The organism is Pseudoalteromonas espejiana DSM 9414, assembly GCF_002221525.1.
Lineage (GTDB): Bacteria > Pseudomonadota > Gammaproteobacteria > Enterobacterales > Alteromonadaceae > Pseudoalteromonas > Pseudoalteromonas espejiana.
Window position 1 is genome coordinate 2,330,607 of the sequence record NZ_CP011028.1, and the last position, 17,002, is coordinate 2,347,608.

Annotated in this window: 19 protein-coding genes; 2 read left to right on the forward strand and 17 right to left on the reverse strand. The window is 39.9% G+C overall.

The features are described 5' to 3' along the window. Window positions 1-6: 6 nt before the first annotated feature. From recR to PESP_RS10580, 8 genes are all read right to left on the reverse strand, one after another. Window positions 7-615: a recombination mediator RecR gene (gene recR / locus PESP_RS10550; protein WP_089348001.1), complete on the reverse strand. Its 609-nt coding sequence runs from the start codon at window positions 613-615 to the stop codon at window positions 7-9. A gap of 6 nt (window positions 616-621) precedes the next feature. Continuing rightward, on the reverse strand, window positions 622-948 hold the full coding sequence (locus tag PESP_RS10555) for a YbaB/EbfC family nucleoid-associated protein (protein ID WP_004588122.1): 327 nt from the start codon (window positions 946-948) through the stop codon (window positions 622-624). Window positions 949-1,007: 59 nt separating this feature from the next. After that, the gene (gene dnaX / locus PESP_RS10560; RefSeq protein ID WP_089348002.1) at window positions 1,008-3,464 is read right to left on the reverse strand and encodes a DNA polymerase III subunit gamma/tau; all 2,457 of its coding nucleotides are present in this window, start codon (window positions 3,462-3,464) and stop codon (window positions 1,008-1,010) included. Between the two features lie 3 nt (window positions 3,465-3,467). Beyond that, on the reverse strand, window positions 3,468-4,013 hold the full coding sequence (gene apt, locus PESP_RS10565; RefSeq protein ID WP_089348003.1) for an adenine phosphoribosyltransferase: 546 nt from the start codon (window positions 4,011-4,013) through the stop codon (window positions 3,468-3,470). A gap of 171 nt (window positions 4,014-4,184) precedes the next feature. Continuing rightward, entirely contained in the window at window positions 4,185-4,307 is a 123-nt protein-coding gene (locus PESP_RS20695) for a hypothetical protein (RefSeq protein WP_008132255.1), read from the reverse strand. A gap of 72 nt (window positions 4,308-4,379) precedes the next feature. Next, window positions 4,380-5,132, reverse strand: a complete 753-nt coding sequence (locus PESP_RS10570) for an HvfC family RiPP maturation protein (RefSeq protein WP_089348004.1) — start codon at window positions 5,130-5,132, stop codon at window positions 4,380-4,382. 13 nt (window positions 5,133-5,145) lie between these two features. Then, entirely contained in the window at window positions 5,146-6,003 is an 858-nt protein-coding gene (locus PESP_RS10575) for an HvfB family MNIO-type RiPP peptide maturase (RefSeq protein WP_443094119.1), read from the reverse strand. A gap of 83 nt (window positions 6,004-6,086) precedes the next feature. Continuing rightward, window positions 6,087-6,521: an HvfA family oxazolone/thioamide-modified RiPP metallophore gene (locus tag PESP_RS10580; protein WP_089348005.1), complete on the reverse strand. Its 435-nt coding sequence runs from the start codon at window positions 6,519-6,521 to the stop codon at window positions 6,087-6,089. 230 nt (window positions 6,522-6,751) lie between these two features. On the opposite strand from PESP_RS10580, the gene PESP_RS10585 reads away from it, so the two are divergent. Together PESP_RS10585 and PESP_RS10590 are read left to right on the forward strand one after the other, a co-directional pair. After that, window positions 6,752-7,732: a tRNA-dihydrouridine synthase gene (locus PESP_RS10585; RefSeq protein ID WP_089348006.1), complete on the forward strand. Its 981-nt coding sequence runs from the start codon at window positions 6,752-6,754 to the stop codon at window positions 7,730-7,732. A gap of 58 nt (window positions 7,733-7,790) precedes the next feature. After that, window positions 7,791-8,123, forward strand: coding sequence for a TraR/DksA family transcriptional regulator (locus tag PESP_RS10590; RefSeq protein ID WP_089348007.1), 333 nt, complete (start codon window positions 7,791-7,793; stop codon window positions 8,121-8,123). A gap of 32 nt (window positions 8,124-8,155) precedes the next feature. On the opposite strand, the gene PESP_RS10595 is transcribed toward PESP_RS10590, so the two are convergent. From PESP_RS10595 to pyrC, 9 genes are all read right to left on the reverse strand, one after another. Then, window positions 8,156-9,205 carry a hypothetical protein gene (locus PESP_RS10595; protein ID WP_089349150.1) on the reverse strand — a complete coding sequence of 350 codons (1,050 nt, stop codon included), beginning with the start codon at window positions 9,203-9,205 and terminating at the stop codon, window positions 8,156-8,158. 63 nt (window positions 9,206-9,268) lie between these two features. Then, complete coding sequence (locus PESP_RS10600) at window positions 9,269-10,528, reverse strand: tetratricopeptide repeat protein (RefSeq protein ID WP_089348008.1); 1,260 nt, start codon at window positions 10,526-10,528, stop codon at window positions 9,269-9,271. A gap of 11 nt (window positions 10,529-10,539) precedes the next feature. Next, window positions 10,540-11,154 carry an energy transducer TonB gene (locus PESP_RS10605; protein WP_089348009.1) on the reverse strand — a complete coding sequence of 205 codons (615 nt, stop codon included), beginning with the start codon at window positions 11,152-11,154 and terminating at the stop codon, window positions 10,540-10,542. Further along, on the reverse strand, window positions 11,154-11,558 hold the full coding sequence (locus PESP_RS10610; RefSeq protein ID WP_006792384.1) for an ExbD/TolR family protein: 405 nt from the start codon (window positions 11,556-11,558) through the stop codon (window positions 11,154-11,156). The genes PESP_RS10605 and PESP_RS10610 overlap by 1 nt, the downstream gene beginning before the upstream one ends. A gap of 14 nt (window positions 11,559-11,572) precedes the next feature. After that, on the reverse strand, window positions 11,573-12,097 hold the full coding sequence (locus tag PESP_RS10615) for a MotA/TolQ/ExbB proton channel family protein (protein WP_004588135.1): 525 nt from the start codon (window positions 12,095-12,097) through the stop codon (window positions 11,573-11,575). Continuing rightward, on the reverse strand, window positions 12,097-13,461 hold the full coding sequence (locus PESP_RS10620; protein ID WP_089348010.1) for a MotA/TolQ/ExbB proton channel family protein: 1,365 nt from the start codon (window positions 13,459-13,461) through the stop codon (window positions 12,097-12,099). Before PESP_RS10620 ends, PESP_RS10615 begins: the two co-directional genes overlap by 1 nt. Before the next feature lie 7 nt (window positions 13,462-13,468). Beyond that, entirely contained in the window at window positions 13,469-14,239 is a 771-nt protein-coding gene (locus PESP_RS10625) for a DUF3450 domain-containing protein (protein ID WP_089348011.1), read from the reverse strand. A gap of 1,043 nt (window positions 14,240-15,282) precedes the next feature. Further along, window positions 15,283-15,486 (reverse strand): cold-shock protein, encoded by a 204-nt coding sequence (locus PESP_RS10630; protein ID WP_004588138.1) that lies wholly within the window; start codon window positions 15,484-15,486, stop codon window positions 15,283-15,285. Between the two features lie 453 nt (window positions 15,487-15,939). Beyond that, window positions 15,940-16,992, reverse strand: coding sequence for a dihydroorotase (gene pyrC, locus PESP_RS10635; RefSeq protein ID WP_089348012.1), 1,053 nt, complete (start codon window positions 16,990-16,992; stop codon window positions 15,940-15,942). Between the last annotated feature and the right edge of the window lie 10 nt (window positions 16,993-17,002).

Genomic DNA, 17,002 nt, shown 5'->3' on the forward strand with positions numbered 1-17,002 from the left:
GCTGCTTTACTCTTGCATTACGGCGCGTCGACCGCTAAATGCGTGCATTAATGTTGTACCATCTACCAAATCAAGCTCACCACCAACAGGTATACCGTGTGCTATTCGCGATGCACCTACTTTGTATTTATGGCAAAGCTGAGCAATATAATGCGCGGTGGTTTCGCCTTCAACCGTGGGGTTGGTAGCTAAAATCACTTCGTTAATACCGCCATGAGATAGCTTTTGCTCTAATACATCAAGACCTATCTCTTTAGGGCCTATACCATCAATTGGCGATAAATGACCCATAAGCACAAAATACAAGCCTAAATACTGGCCTGTTTGCTCAATTGCTAGTACGTCAGTGGGCGATTCAACTACACACAAAACACCGCTATCTTGGCGTTTTGTACTGAGGCAAATATCACACTGCGCTTGCTCGGCAAAAGTACGACACGACTGGCAATGCCCAACAGCACTCATGGCTTTGGTCAATGCATTACCTAGTTGAGTGCCCCCTTTACGGTCGCGCTCTAATAAGTGAAAAGCAATACGCTGAGCCGACTTAGGGCCAATGCCCGGTTGGCAACGTAGCGCTTCTATAAGCTGAGTTAGGCTATCTGAAAGTTGCATATTTGCTTAAAACGGCATTTTCATACCTGGTGGTAATTGCATACCGCCAGTTACTTTGCCCATACGCTCTTGTGTTTCATCTGCTACACGGCGAACGGCATCATTACATGCTGCTGCAAGTAAATCTTCAATCATGTCTTTGTCATCTTCCATTAGGCTTTCATCAAGCTCAACACGACGAACGTTATGGTTACCAAGCATGGTTACTTTTACAAGTCCTGCGCCTGCTTCACCAACTACTTCCATAGTTGCGATTTCGTCTTGGGCTTTTTGCATGCGCTCTTGCATTTGCTGCGCTTGCTTCATCATGTTACCCATTCCACCTTTAAACATAATTTTCTCTCTTTCTTTTAAGCTCTATTTGTCATGAAGATAAGGGCGATTGTAGTTAATTACAATGCCTGAATACTGTTTTCGTCAATTTCGGCGCTAAATAGCTGCTGAAATTGTACTATGTTTTCATCCGATGTGATCACATCAATAGCTTGCTGGTGACGCCCTGCATCTATCTTTTGCTGTATTAAGTAAGGCGAATCAATCACCCCTTTTGCAAAATTAATACTGAGTGACACATTATGCTCATAAATGCTCGATAGTGCGGCATCGAGCTTTTGTCTTAATACTGGCGTATCTAAGTGTTTTTGAGATTCATCTACATCAATGTGTAAACTATTGCCTTGCTTAGTAAAAATTGAGTGCAATGCAAATTGGCGCATACGCCCACCTAGCCCCATACGTTTAATTAAATAGGCCCACTCGTCTTGCTGGTGTGCAAACTTAATTTCGCTAATTGGGCTTTGAAAATCATCAGGCACCGGTATGCTTGTCTCTTGCTCAACAACCTCTGGCTTTTTTTGCGGGTTAATTTGCTCAAGTAACTCAGGCGCTAAATTTTCGGTTATGGTTTGATGTTTTTCTTTAAAATCAACCTTACGTACAGGCTGACTTTGAATTTGCGTCTCAGCTTTCGTTTGGCTCCCTGTTACTGGGAGCTTAGGCTTTTTTTCACTCTCGCCTTCATTGCTATTAGCCCAAGGCGGAGAGTCGAGAGGCTCGTCTTGCTTTATATCACTAAAGTCTTGTTGAACTGCTGGAGGGCTGAAATCTTCTTGTGTATTTGTTTTTGGGGCTGGTTTTGGCTCAGCTGTATTTATGTTTGTACCAGAGAGCCTACCTGCGCCCGATATATTTCTATCACGCAATATTCTTGCAATAGCCGACTGCGCTTGTGCTTCTTGCTCTACTACGCTACTTGATGGTGTTTGAGCAGCTTGCTCAGCGACATCATTTGAATGTTCAATGTTATTTGCAGGGCTAAAACCTTGATCAATAGCGCTGCTCATTACATCATCAAACTGCGCTGCTAAATCTTGCTCTACATCACTGTGCTGCATGTAGGCTTCATCTTCGCTTCGGCGCTGCGCTTGCTCATCGCTTTGCATGGGCGCTATTTGCTGCTCGCTGGCGTGATCTGTTTCACTAGCTTGTGTATCAGGTGCTAATGGCGAACTTGTATCAGCTTGATGTATATTTTTTTGCGTTTGTTCATTTGACTGCGCTTGCTCTGTCGGTTGCAAGCTTTGCTCAGTATCTACTCTGTCTGGCGAACTAACCACTGTAGAGGCTGATGATGAAGTACTTGGCGCTGATTTGTTTTTATTTAATATATCCCGCAATGCTTCAGCACGGCCTTTGCTATTTATAGTGGCTTGTGGGGTTGAGCCTGTTGGCTGCTCATTGCTCGCTGGTTGCACATTATGTGTACCTACAGATTCAAATGCTAATAGGCGTAGCATAATCATTTCAAAGCCTAAACGCGGCTCTGGTGCCCATTGTAAATCTTTTTTGCCATTTAATAGCAGCTGGTAATAAACCTGAATTTGCTGCGCATCAGTATGTTGCGCTACATGGCTAATATAATCTGCGTTTTTATCGTCAAGCTCTGCCGCTTGCGGTACTAGTTGCGTTAACTGAACTAGGTGAGTAAGTGCAATTAAATCATCTAATAATGCAATATAATTAGGGTTGCGGCTTGCTACTTGCGCTATTTCGCTCATTAGCGCGCTACCGTCTTGTGCAAGTAATGCCGCCAATAGGCTTTGGCTGTAATGGGTATCCATTAAACCCAGCATAGCTTGCACAGCGTGATTATTTATATCGCCGTTAGTTTGGGCAATGGCTTGGTCTGTTAAACTAAGCGCGTCGCGCATACTGCCATCAGCCGCTTTTGCAATAATGCTAAGGGCATCTTTATCAAAGCTCAGTTGCTCTTGAGTAAGCACATGATCAAGCTGTGCTTTAATTTCACTTTGCGAAAGTGCATTTAAGTTAAACTGTAAACAACGCGATAAAATGGTAACTGGTAACTTTTGTGGATCGGTGGTTGCGAGTAAAAACTTCACATGCTCTGGTGGCTCTTCTAACGTTTTTAAAAGTGCGTTAAAACTATGCTTTGAGAGCATGTGAACTTCATCGATTAGGTATACTTTGTAACGTCCGCGCGTAGGCGCATATTGAACGTTATCGAGGATTTCTCGGGTATCTTCTACTTTAGTGCGCGACGCTGCATCTATTTCAAGTAGGTCAATATAACGACCCGCTTCTATATCAGTACAGCTACTACATTGCCCACAAGGTGATGCCGAAATACCTTCATCACAGTTTAAGCTTTTAGCAAAAATACGCGCTATGGTGGTTTTACCCACACCTCGAGTTCCAGTGAATAAATACGCGTGATGCAGTCTATTTTGTGTAAGCGCATTAACCAGCGCTTGTTTTACATGTGACTGCCCAACCAATTCATGAAAGGTTTGCGGACGCCATTTTCTCGCTAGAACCTGATAACTCATCGATTACTCGCCTTCAAACTCAACCAGTTTTAAGATTTTAATGCCCATTTTTTCGATGCGTTGTTCACCACCAAGTTCTGGTAAAGATACAACAAACGCAGCGTCTGTGGCTTCGCCACCTAATTTAGCAACTAATTTAGCGGTAGCTTCAATTGTGCCGCCCGTTGCGAGTAAATCGTCAACTAATAGCACTTTGTCGCCAGGGACAATAGCATCTACATGTAATTCTAAGGTGTCTTCGCCGTATTCAAGTAGGTAGTCTTGACGGATAACTTCGCGCGGTAACTTACCAGGCTTACGCACAGGAATAAACGGGATCCCTAAGGCGTAAGACAGTGGCGCCCCAAAAATGAAGCCACGTGATTCGGTACCAATAATTTTTGTAAAGCCTTGGTTTTTATATTCGTTTATAAAAGCATCTATCGTTGCTTTAAAGGCTTCTGGGTTTGCCATTAATGTGGTTACATCACGAAACATAATGCCTGGTTTTGGGTAGTCAGCAATAGTTGCGATACTGTTTTTAATAATAGCGGGTGTTACTTGAGTCATAATTTTAATTGCTCAATAGTTTGTATTTCAAAGCAGCTGATTATAACCTTAACTGGCCTTAAATTGCGAGTTTGCTGTGATTAATACCAAGGCAGTTTGAAAAACATATAGAAAGGGGGAAAGAGAAGCTTAAGGCTGATATAAACAAAACAGCCTTAATAGGGCAACGGATTACGTTAGGCTTGTGATCCAGCCTAAAATCGCATTTAAACAACCAATACCTGCAAACACGGCTAAAAAAGCAATGAAGTAAGTGGCGTTAAACGGATCTTTAAAGTCTTTATCATCTGACATTGGTACAACCTTTTATTAAGCACGACAAATAAGGCTGCCATAATAGACGAAGTAAAATAATCAATAAAGACCTTAATGTTGATTTTTTGTCACTATAACACCGCGTTCTGCCATTGCATTTAAGGTAGTTAATGCACCTTGGGCAATTTGTTCTTTGCTAAATTGAGGCGCATGCGATACCACTTGCTCACAGATACTCTCAAAATTAATACCATCGCTTGTTTCAATAATAGTAAGTAGTAACGCCGTCATGGCATTAGTGGCTAAAAACTGCACGTCATCATCGCTATCTCTGTACACTACAAAGTAATTGGGCTGCTCTGAGGGCTTTGTAGGCAAAAACTGCGTACTTATATTTTGAACAGCAAATTGATAACTCAAATTTCGCGCTACGCTAGATAAATAAAGAAGCGAGCTGGTTAATTCTGTACTTTTTAAAGGTTGTTCATCAGGGCTTTCATTCGCCACAGATACATCAAGCTCTACCCACTCATAATGAGCAAGCTCTAGCATAAAAACAGGATCGCTTTGTTTCATTTTATAACTACTCGATAAGTAGCTGATAAATTCCCCTGCTATATCTAAAAAATAGGGGGATTGGCAGTCATGCTCACTAAAGAACGCTCTTACAAGTGTTTTCCACTGTTGCTCGGTATAGAGTGTTTTAAGCACCGGAAAACCAGAGGATATAAACCCTTCAATATTATTAAAAAATAAATCACGGTAGATTGCCATGCGTCTATCTTCAATATCGATAGGTTTTTTTTGCGTATTTGGCTCTCGTATATGGGCCATAAATTCGTTTTGCGTATCAATAAAGCTCATTTACCTTCCTTATTTACGCTGTTTGCTGAGTAAGTGCTGCACTTGCATTTTTGCTTTGTAAATTGTGAATAATATCTAGCTCTTTAGTTAGCACATTGATACTAGGAATATTAAAGTCACGCTCTAACAATGTAGGAAATACCCCATGGAGTTGATACGCTTTATCGAGCAATTGCCAAACAGGGTCAATTACATCGGCGCCATGTGTATCTACAATTAAATCGTCTGCTTCATTGTAGTGCCCTGCTACATGGCCATAAGCAATACGCTTTGAGGGTAACCCACAAAGAAATTCTTCAGCGTTATAACCATGATTCACTGAGTTTACATATATATTATTTACATCTAATAATAACTTACAGTCAGCTTGCTCTAAAATTGCATTAGTAAACTCAAGCTCTGACAACTGTTGACCTGGCGCACCATAATAAGACACATTTTCAATTACTAATTGGCGCTCTAAAATATCTTGCACTTGTTTAATACGTGCTACTACATGCGCAACAGCATCATCTGTAAAAGGGATTGGCATCAGATCATACATATGGCCCGTACCCGAACAATAGCTTAAATGCTCGCTGTATAGCTTAATATTATGCTCGTCAAAAAATGATTTTAGCGATTTAACAAACGCAATATCAAGAGGCTCAGGCGATCCTATTGAAAGTGACAAACCATGACACACAAAATTATTAGCATCGGTTAGGGTTTTAAATTGCTTTTTAAAGCGTCCCCCCAACTTAAGCCAGTTTTCTGGTGCTACTTCCATAAAATCGACTTGTTGAGGAACGTGTTCAAGTAGCTCATCGAGCATTTCGCGCCGAAGGCCTAATCCGACCATGCCAAGCTCTGAATTTTTTGTTGGTATCATTATTGTCTCCTTAAACAAAAAGGGCCTTTTGGCCCTTTTAGCATAACGTATATCTGAGTGACTCAGGTATTTAAATCAGCGTATTATTGGCCACCACATTTGCCTTCGCCGCATTTACCTTCTTTTTTACCTTTTGCTTCGCCGCCGCATTTGCCTTCGCCGCACTTACCTTCTTTTTTACCTTTTGCGTCGCCGCCACATTTGCCTTCGCCGCACTTACCTTCTTTTTTACCTTTTGCGTCGCCGCCACATTTGCCTTCTCCGCACTTACCTTCTTTTTTTCCTTTGGCATCGCCGCCACATTTGCCTTCGCCGCATTTTCCTTCTTTTTCGCCTTTAGCATCGCCACCACATTTACCTTCGCCGCACTTACCTTCAGCAGCATCTAACTGGTAACCTGTCACTAATTGCTGAAACTCAAAAGGGTTTGCTTGAACGTCTGCAGACACAAAACTTGCAGAGCCAACAACTACTGCACCAAGGGTTAACGCGATTGAATTTTTCTTTACTGTATTCATTGTATGACTCTCTTATTCAAGGTTTGTATTAAGGTAACGTTTAAACGATTATTTTCATTTATGCGTTGTTTGTATAGTTAAGTAGACCTGTATTGAAATAAAAACTTTCATTTATTTTCATTTTTTTTACTTTTTAAATTTATCTAAACAAATATGGACAGTAAATTGAGATTTATCAAACCTAAGTTTACAGGTAAACTATGCATCCAATTTTTCGATGAAAGTTCTCTATGAAACTAGTTTTAGCGCCTATGGAAGGTGTTGTTGATTTTAAAATGCGCCAACTACTCACCGATATTGGTGGTTTTGATCTATGCGTAACAGAGTTCGTAAGAGTTATCGACAAATGTTTGCCTGATAAAGTGTTTCAGCGTTATTGCCCTGAGCTCAATAATAATGGATTAACTCGGGCCAGAACACCTGTGCGTATACAGTTGCTAGGTCAAGTAGCCGATGTGCTTGCCGAAAACGCAGTGAAAGCCATAAAGTTAGGCTCTCACGGGGTTGACCTTAATTTTGGTTGCCCAGCTAAAACAGTAAACAAAAGCCGTGGTGGCGCTGTCTTACTTAAAGACCCTGAGCACATGTATAACATTATTAAAGCTGTAAGAGATGCTGTAGATAATAATCACGAAGTCAGTGCAAAAATTCGCTTGGGCTTTGATGATGACAGCAATAGCCAAGAAATTGTAGATGCTGTGGTTAGCGCAGGCGCTAACAGTGTTGCTATTCATGCCCGTACTAAGCGCGATGGATATAACCCGCCCGCATACTGGGAAAAAATCCCCCCATTAATCAAAAATAAAAATATAGCGGTGGTTGCAAACGGCGAAATTTGGCAAGTAGAAGATGCCCTACTTTGCCAAAAACGTAGCCAGTGTACTGACTTAATGCTGGGCCGTGGTGCATTGTCGCATCCAGATTTAGCAAAAAAAATTAAAGCTCATGTGAATAATGAACAATATAATGCTTTAGAGTGGGAACATATTATTTACCACCTAATCCACTCCGCTATTCACCAAGACCCTTCACAAGATGAAAAATATTTCGCCTCGCGTACTAAGCAATGGCTTGGCTATTTAAAGCGCCAATACCCACAAGCTAATCAGCTTTTTGATGAAATAAGACGCTTAAAGGCAAAAGAAGACGTGGCACAAGTACTTAAAAAATACGCTAAGTCTCCGCAACTTGATTCAAATCATAACGTGTAAATACAAGCCACCAGATAATAACGGTATAACGTGACGCCATTTAAAAGGTTATACCGATATGCTTTATCAGCAAAAATTAGACGCCGAAGTAAGCCAAGTAAAATCAGCAATTATAAATATGCTGAGCCAATCTAAACACCCTACTCATCAAAAATTACTCAGTAGCATTATTAGTAGCCAGCATAATGAGTGGCTAGATACAGCAACACAAAATTTAGGCCCTGAATATGAAGAATTAATAATCAGGATGACGAAATTAGAAGCTGCTATAAGCCAAATTGAAATTGGACAGTATGGAATATGTTGTGATTGCGAGGCTGAGATACCTGTTAGAATGCTTGAGCAAGACCCTACTACACAGCGCTGTGAAAAGTGCGCTACGCGCACTTAAACATTATAAAACAGCAGTATGGCCCGATTTATTTATTTAAAACTTACAATCTGCTGAGCAAAACTAAATGACTGCGCAGGATAGAGAATAATATCCTCAACTAGATATTGTGCGTCATCCTCAGTTACAGAAAGTCTTTTAATTAGATTAACTTTAGCTTGAGGCAGGGTCCATGCATGGTAATGAATACCTACATCGGTTTCCATTAGTGCTAGCATAAGGTTTTTATCGCTCGGATTTAACGATGCATTACTTGCCATAGAAGGCAGTATTTTATAATTCGTTTGCCAATCTAGCCCCTGCACTATTGGCGTACTTTTTAAAAATTTACTTACAAACGACACGGTATGGCTTTGACTGTAAGTAAGAGAAGGCTTTGTGCTAGTCGTTGTTTTAATCTGCTCATTGAGCAGCTCAACCCATTGCAGCGGCGAGTATACAGTGCCACTAAAATAGTTAAGCTTGCTTTGATACCACTCACTACCATTAGCAAGGCCTCTTAGGCCTAAACTTCCTCTGACCTTATAATTTACTAAATAATTATAGAAACCCTTGAGCTGTTGCTTTAAATCATCAGAGTTGTAGTTAGCTGACAACGCACTTTGCACATAATCTTTCATAATACCCAGCTCAACTTTATTAAGCTTTAGGTTACTTTGCAGCGCGCTATCTAATTGATCTTGTGTGAACTTAACCCATGTTGCGGCATTTGTAAATTGAGCGTCTGTTGGCGATTTTGATAATAGATTATTTAAAACGTTACTTTGTACCGGCCAGCTAAAATAACGCTCAGGAAAACGCTCAGCAATAATTAAATAATTTAATTGATTAGTTTGCTCTGTAGTAAGCTCCATCGCCTGCATACGTTGATAAATACGGTGGCGCTTTGTTAGGTATTGTGTAGAAAAAGGTAAAATAACCTTCTCACTAACAATCGTTTCGTTATCAGTTTCTTTTATAGGCGCATTTAAGGCTTTAATACTCGCTTGAGCATTATCATAATTTTGAAAAGGCACGGGCTGTTTTGAACAGGCAACTAAAAAAAAGCTAAATAGGACAGACAAAAAACGTGTTTTATTCATTTTAAATTCCAATAAAAAAAGCCCCATAGGGGCTTTTTATAAAGTTGCTAAAGCAAATTAAAGTTAAATTTTAACACCGTTGCGAGCGGCTTTATCTTTAATAAACGTAGACCAACCTTTTGCAAACTTGCGTGTGCGTGGGTCGTCCATAGCTTTAGTAATAGCGGCATAAGCTTGCTTATACTTTGCTTGGTAATAGTACGCTTCAGCTAAATCTGAATAAATAGTACCTTTTTTGTCAGAGCCTAGCTCTAACGCTTTGTTCAAACGAACAACAGCGGCACTAAAGTTTTCAGATTGTAAAAGTAACGAACCAGCTTTGCGGTAAAGCTCAGCGTCGTCGTCAAATTTAGCAGCTTCTTCGTAGTATTTAGCAGCTTTTTCTAAGTCTTTAGAGCGGTGGTAATTACTAGCAATAGCGTTAACATTTTGCTTAGTACGCTTTACTTTGTCTTCTTTAATTGCCTTTTCAAGCGTTTGTGCAGCTTTAAAAGGAATTTCATTTAAAGAATAAAAGTTAGATAATACTTTGTAATCAACTTCAGCTTCAAAATAGCCATTTTTGAACGCTACTTCCATGGTCGCTAGACCTTTAGAGTAGTTTTCGGTTTGTAGGTAATATTTACCTAAACTAACCCAAGCTTTTTTGTCGTCTGGCCAAACTCTAACAATCTCTTCACCAATCTTAACCATGTTTGGGTAATCTTTAAGTTCAAAGTATGCACCCAGTTTAAGTTGATAAGGGCCTTTATTTGGCTCTTTTTGAAGAGAGATTGCTTTGTTAGCAGGCTCAAAAACATCACGGTATTGTTCAAGCTGATAGTTTGCTTGTGCAATACGTGTGTAAACTTTCGGATCTTCTTCACCGGTAAAGTCCATCCAAGCTGTGTAAGCTTTTTTGGCTTCTTTAAACTTTTCAGTACCTGCGTATAAATCACCTAATAGTTTTAAAGTTTGCTCGTGATCAGCGAAGTTTAAAATATCTGGAGCTACTGCTTGTCTAGAGTATTTGATTGCTTCTGCGTACTTTTCTTTTTGCGCGTACATACTACCTAAGTAACGATTTACAGTCGCTTTATCAAAGTCATTAGAAGCATCAATCTCTTTAAGCAATACGATTGCTTCATCAATTTTATCTTCGTTGTACAAGTCAAATGCTTTAATTACTTTTTTACCAGTACGCTCGCCCATGATTTTAGTCTTGGCTTTCTTACGCTCTTCAATTTTAGCGTAATCTGGCGCTGCTAATACAGGTGCAGTTATAGCTGCACCTGACACAGACATAAGAATTGCAAGAGCAGTTACTTTAGATAAATTTCTCATTACTCGCCTCCTTAGCCTTGGTTAAGTTTAAAGTCTAGTTGAACTTGTAAACCAACTTGTTTTTGTGGTTTTCCGTCAATGATCTTAGGACGGTACTTCCACTTACGAAGTGCACGTTTAGCTTCACGGTCAAAGATACGTTTCGGCTCTGCGTCAATAACTTCTACGTCAATTACGCCACCTAACTCATCAATCGTGAACGAAAGTTGTACCCAACCTTCTTTACCATCACGCGCTGCTTGCGTCGGATATTTTGGTTCAATACGAACGATAGGTGTCGCATCACCATCTCGTCCAAATGCACCTGGACCACTTAGTCCACCAGCCGAACTACCTACATCTATGCTACCCATGTTAAATGACATAGCACCAGGATTAGGATTGTTATTCTCCGGCTGTGGCGGCTGCGGTTTAGGCGGCTGCTTTGGCGGTGGCGGAGGCGGAGGCGGTACACGCTTCCTCTCCTGCACCTTAGATTCAGGCGGATTCGTCATTATTTCGACTATGATCTGCTCTTTTTGTTCAGTATTACGGTCAGCCCCACCAGAGATGAGGTAAGCCATGAAGTAGAACAAGCCGAAAGTAACTGCCCCACCTGCAATCAGTGAAAACAGAAAACGAATCATTACTGATCTCCAGCTATTGAAATTCTCAGGTTGTCACCTGTCGCTTTGATCTGGTCCATAACTTTAACCACTGTACCGTGCTTTGCTTCTTTATCAGCTTGCAAAATCACAACATCAGTAGGTTGTTCTGCTAATAAACTTTCGATTTTTGCTGAAACACGTTCAACATCAACTTGCTGTTTATCAATCCAGATAGCACCATCACTGCGAATAGCAATAAAAATGTTAGCATTTTTTTGCTTCGTAGCTTGGGCCGCTTTAGGTTTATTGACCTCGATACCAGCCTCTTTAACGAACGATGTAGTTACGATAAAGAAAATAAGCATGATAAATACGATGTCAAGCATTGGCGTCATATCTACCGCTGCTTCTTCTTCTTCACGAAAACGTTGTTTACGTGCCATATTTAATTCTCTCTCTAGTGATGAGGCATGCTATCTACAAGTTTGGCTTTCACCATTCTCGCTCTTGCCTCAAGGCGTGAGCTAAAGAAAACTCCAGATAGTGCCGCAACCATTCCAGCCATTGTTGGGATTGTTGCCATTGAAATACCTGATGCCATTAAACGTGCATTACCAGTACCTTGAGTTGCCATGGTTTCAAAAACCGCGATCATACCCGTTACAGTTCCAAGTAAGCCTATTAAAGGACAAACAGCTACTAATGTTTTAATCAACAACATACGCTGATCTAATTTTTCAGACGCTTCAGAAATCCATGCTTCACGGATTCTGTGTGCGTACCAAGACGTAGTGTCTTGGCGGGCATCCCACTTGGCTACAATATCCTTCGTTAAACGAGGAAATTCAGCAAGTAGGAACCAATAGCGCTCAATCATTAAAACCCACATAAGAAAGAGTGCTATCGCGACCACGTATAATACCTGGCCGCCTGTGCCAACAAAATCCCTGATAGATTCCCATATCTCCATCAGGACTAGCATTAGGCTTTCTCCTTCTCCGCGTGAGTAGCAACGATACCCGCGCTTTGCTCATCAAGGATATGTAATACCGACTTACTACGACCTGCAACAATTGAATGAAGTAGGATAAGTGGTAATGCAGCAATTAGACCTAGCGCTGTAGTTACAAGAGCTAGAGAGATGTTACCAGCCATGATCTTCGGATCGCCCGTACCGAACAATGTGATTGTTTGGAACGTTAAGATCATACCGATTACTGTACCTAGTAGACCAAGTAATGGTGCGATTGCAGCAAGGATCTTGATGATGTTAATACCAGCTTCAACACGTGGTGTTTCACGTAAGATAGCTTCATCAAGTTTAAGCTCAAGGTTTTCAACGTCTTGACTCTTGTTGTCATGGTACACTTTAAGAATACGACCCAGTGGGTTGTTTGTATTCGGTGTAGACAAGTTTTTAAGCTGAGACTTGATCTTAGAAGTAGTAAGCGCTAAGTCAACGAAACGTACTAAGAAGATTAGTAGACCAACAGCTAATAAAACTGTGATGATGTAACCAACTTCAGCACCTTGCTCGTAGTATTCCATAAGCGTTTTCTTCTGCGTGTTGATACGTAAGATTGCACCACGAGTCGGGTCAACGTATACGCCAGCGTAATTATCAGAAGAAGTACCTTCAAGTGCAGAGATACCGTCTAAGATGTAACCATCAGGTTGTTTACCTAAAGGTTGAATAGACTTAGTCTCTGGCGAGTAAATTAAGTAACCTTCGTCAGTAACTAAGTTAAAGTTACCAATACGTGTTACTTGCTTAACTGCTGAGTTACCGTCAAGGCCTGCAACTTCAGTTTCAAAAGTAGAAACTTTAGCTGACTCAGTCATTTCTGTTTGAAGTGAAATCCAAAGCTCTTCAAGTTCACGAACTGTTGGAAGTTCTTTAGCAGCTGCTAATGAACGTAATACTTCAGCACGACCTGGCTTTTCAGCACTTACTAGTGAAGCTTCGATAGAACCGATAGCGTCTTGCGCTGCACGACGTACAACACCAAACATCTCACCAAGAGTACCTTGAGCGTTTTGAAGAGCTTGCTCTTTTTCAGCTAAAGTATTTTCGTTTTGTGCATATTGCTTAGCTAAGCTATCACCACGTGCTTTTTCAGCAGCTAGTTGGCTTTTTGCTTTATTAAGTAATGCTTGCTTGTCAGCACGTTCTGATAAGAACTCTTGCTCACGTTGCTTATTGATTTTACCTTCAGAGATACGTTCTTGCTTTACTTGCTCAAGAATTTTATCTAAAGCATCAGTATTTGCATGTGCATTAAGCGCGGTACCTGCAGAAACAGATAGTACTGCTGCAACAGCAAAACCTTTAAATAGTTTCTTCATTATTCGATTACTCCGCGCCAAAGATTGGTAGTTTAACAAGTTCTAGTGTCGCTTGCTTACGCGCCATACGGATCACTTCTTTAACTGGTTTTAGGTATTCTTCACCTAATTTTTTCCACTCTTTAGTGTTGTTGTCCCACACCCAAGCGTTTTTCAAGTCAAAAGATTGTGCTACGTATGTGATACGACCTAAACGACCGATATCAACGTTAATGTTTTTACCATCAACTTCTAAAGTACCTTGAGAAGCTGTTACAGCCGAGCTGTAAGCAGTTTCAACAGTGTATGCTTCAAGAACCAGGCGGAATTTCTCAGACGTCGTTACAGACGCAGAAGCCATAATTTCACGAAGTCTTTCTACACGTGCTAGACGAGAATCAAGATTGAACGGAACGTCCGCTTTGATGAATTGCTCAAGCGTATCGATCATGCGATACATCAAAGGCACAACGTTTTGTTTAGTGTTGTCGATAGTAGCGATTTGACGGTCAAACGATTCGATTGACGCGTTTTGGTCAGCGACCAAACGTGCTACGTGATCGTTGTACACTTTCATAAGTTCAGTCTCATCAACAATACTACGGTACTCAGCGATTAGCTCTTGAGTTTGACCGTATACGTTGTCAATTTTAGTTTGAGACTTAACAGCAGCCTTTTGAATTTGTTGACCTGCTTTTTGCACGTCATTCAAAGGATCTGCAATCACATTGCTGCTTGCAAATGCAAAAGCGCCAACCAACGCAGTTGCTACAAGACTCTTTCTGATTTTAACAGACATAGTTCCCAACCAATTAAGTAATGTTACTTTTATAATTTAATTACCAACCCTATTAAGGATGGCAACCCTGATATCTTTTAATAGATATCAACCCTCCAATAATGCTAAATGCAATACGCCCTGTCAACTTGATGTTAGCTATTCTAAGTAAATAAATAGCTTGAAAAAGCTAAAACTAAAGTATTAAAAAATATACTGTTAACATAAATGCAACCAGTAGGATGCATAACAAGCCCAATATAGCCCCTTTAAAATTAAACACTAGTTAAAAATTAGACACTTACATGAAACAAAAATGCAACATATAAACCAAACTGAATTGCGGCTTAAAAAAAACAAAAAATATTACTAATGTGAAAATTTAATGAATCTAACAAGCCAGTTTTTTTACCAAATATGAGCTTATTTACGGCTTAACTTAAAAATTGAGCGCTTTATCGCATAAAAAAGCACCGAAAATTATACGCGCTTACTTAAATGTTTAATTTTTAATGCAATAAAGTTAACAAACGCCAAGTAGCCAATAGATCAGAAATAATAACTCATGAAAACCATATGACCATTTAGTAAAAGCATTAATAAAGCTGCCCCTTTAGATGAGCGATTCATTCATTGGCAATATAACTTTGCCAACGACAACAAAAATTTCGCTATTTAGTTAGCCTTTTTAAGAAGTGTAAAACGCAGCAGCCTTATTGTTGGGCCCTTATTATGACATAGCATTACTTTGATTAATTACAAGTACGATAACTGACGAATGGAATGTAATAGGTTTTAGGTTTTACGAGTACACATGAGCAGCACACATCATATTACTTAGTTTGCATATGCTAATTAGCTATCATATCAGTATATTAAGGCGTGGTTCTATTTTAAAAACTTTAGAGTGTATTAATTGAAAATTTGGTTGTATGGTATTAAAGGTGTTTGCTAGTACTAAATATAGAAGGGGGATAGACGTAGAACTTAGAAATATTTTTTAGGAATTATGGTGAAACAGAAAACTGCTTCACCAAGATGAACTAAGGTTCACATAATTAAAATTATGCTACTTCTACGTTCTCAGCTTCAGGGCCTTTTTGACCTTGTTTGATGCTGAATGTCACTGCTTGACCTTCGCTAAGAGTGCGAAAACCTGAACCAGTGATTGCGCTGAAATGTACAAACACGTCAGGACCATTTTCTTGTTCAATGAAACCAAAGCCTTTAGCTTCGTTGAAAAATTTTACTTTACCAGTAACCGACATACTAAATTTTCCTGTAAGTCAATAATTAAAATTCAGCCATATTATTATGGCTATATCCTCCCTGAGTCAGTGCCCAAAATTCTGGAGGTATAGTACAGGAACAAGTTTTAACCTAACCGGTAACCTTAAACGCAGCACAATATCCGTAAATTCAATACGCAAAAACTCAAAGCAAGTTAAGATTAACACATTAATATTTTTTTGGCTCTATTAATTGGTATTTATTTATTAAGAATAGCGTTATTTAACCACAAATATCTAAGTGATTATTTTTAAAGCTAAAATTAAGTGAAAAGATGCTGAATTTTTAAGCCTAATTGTAACAAAGCGTGTCAGCAGGCTGGGTGGGTATAATATTGTGAAGCTCGATAAAAAGTAATATCGCAATTTAGCGGGTATTTTAGACAAATAAAAAGCCGTAAAAGTTATACGGCTTAGTTTATCTGTTAAAAATTACTTAACTTGCCAATCGATAGTCGATTCGGCTTTAATTGGTACAACTTCAGAGTCACCTAATGTGTAACTTGCAGGAACCTGCCACGGGCTTCTTTCAAGAGTAATTGTATCTGTATTACGGGCAAGGCCATAAAAGTCCGGGCCAAAATGACTCGCAAACCCTTCTAGTTTATCAAGCGCCCCCGCCTCTTCAAAAGCCTCCGCGTATAATTCAATAGAAGCATGCGCGGTATAAGCACCTGCACAACCACATGCGGCTTCTTTTTTATCTTTATAATGTGGTGCTGAATCAGTTCCTAAAAAGAACTTTTCATTACCACTAGTAGCAGCCGCCATTAATGCTTGTTGGTGTATATTACGCTTTAAAATTGGTAAGCAGTAATAGTGCGGGCGAATGCCTCCGGCCAACATATGATTACGGTTATAAAGTAAGTGGTGCGCGGTAATAGTTGCAGCTACATATTTTGGTGCAGCCATAACAAATTCAACGGCATCTTTAGTTGTAATATGCTCAAGCACAATTTTGAGTTCAGGAAAATCGGCAACCACATCTCCTAAAATTGTTTCTAAGAATACTTTTTCACGGTCAAAAATATCTATTGATGAATCAGTTACTTCACCATGTACTAATAAAAGCATACCAACTTCTTGCATTGCTTTAAGCACAGGGTAAATGTTTTTAACTGAAGTAACCCCCGAATCGGAGTTTGTCGTTGCGCCGGCTGGGTATAATTTGGCAGCAAAAATTTTGCCTGTCGCTTTAGCTTTTTTTATTTCTTCTGCCGTGGTTTTATCAGTTAAATAAAGCACCATTAATGGTTCAAAGTTACCTTGTGGTTCTTCAGCCATAATTCGCTCGCGATAAGCTAACGCAGTTTCTGTAGATGTCGCAGGAGGAACAAGGTTAGGCATAATAATAGCGCGCCCCATATAACGGCTAATGTCACGCACAGTATCTTTTAGTTGCTCACCATCACGTAAATGTACATGCCAATCATCTGGGCGAGTGATAGTAAGGGTTGTTACGGTGTTAGATGTATTACTTGTCATTACTTTGTTC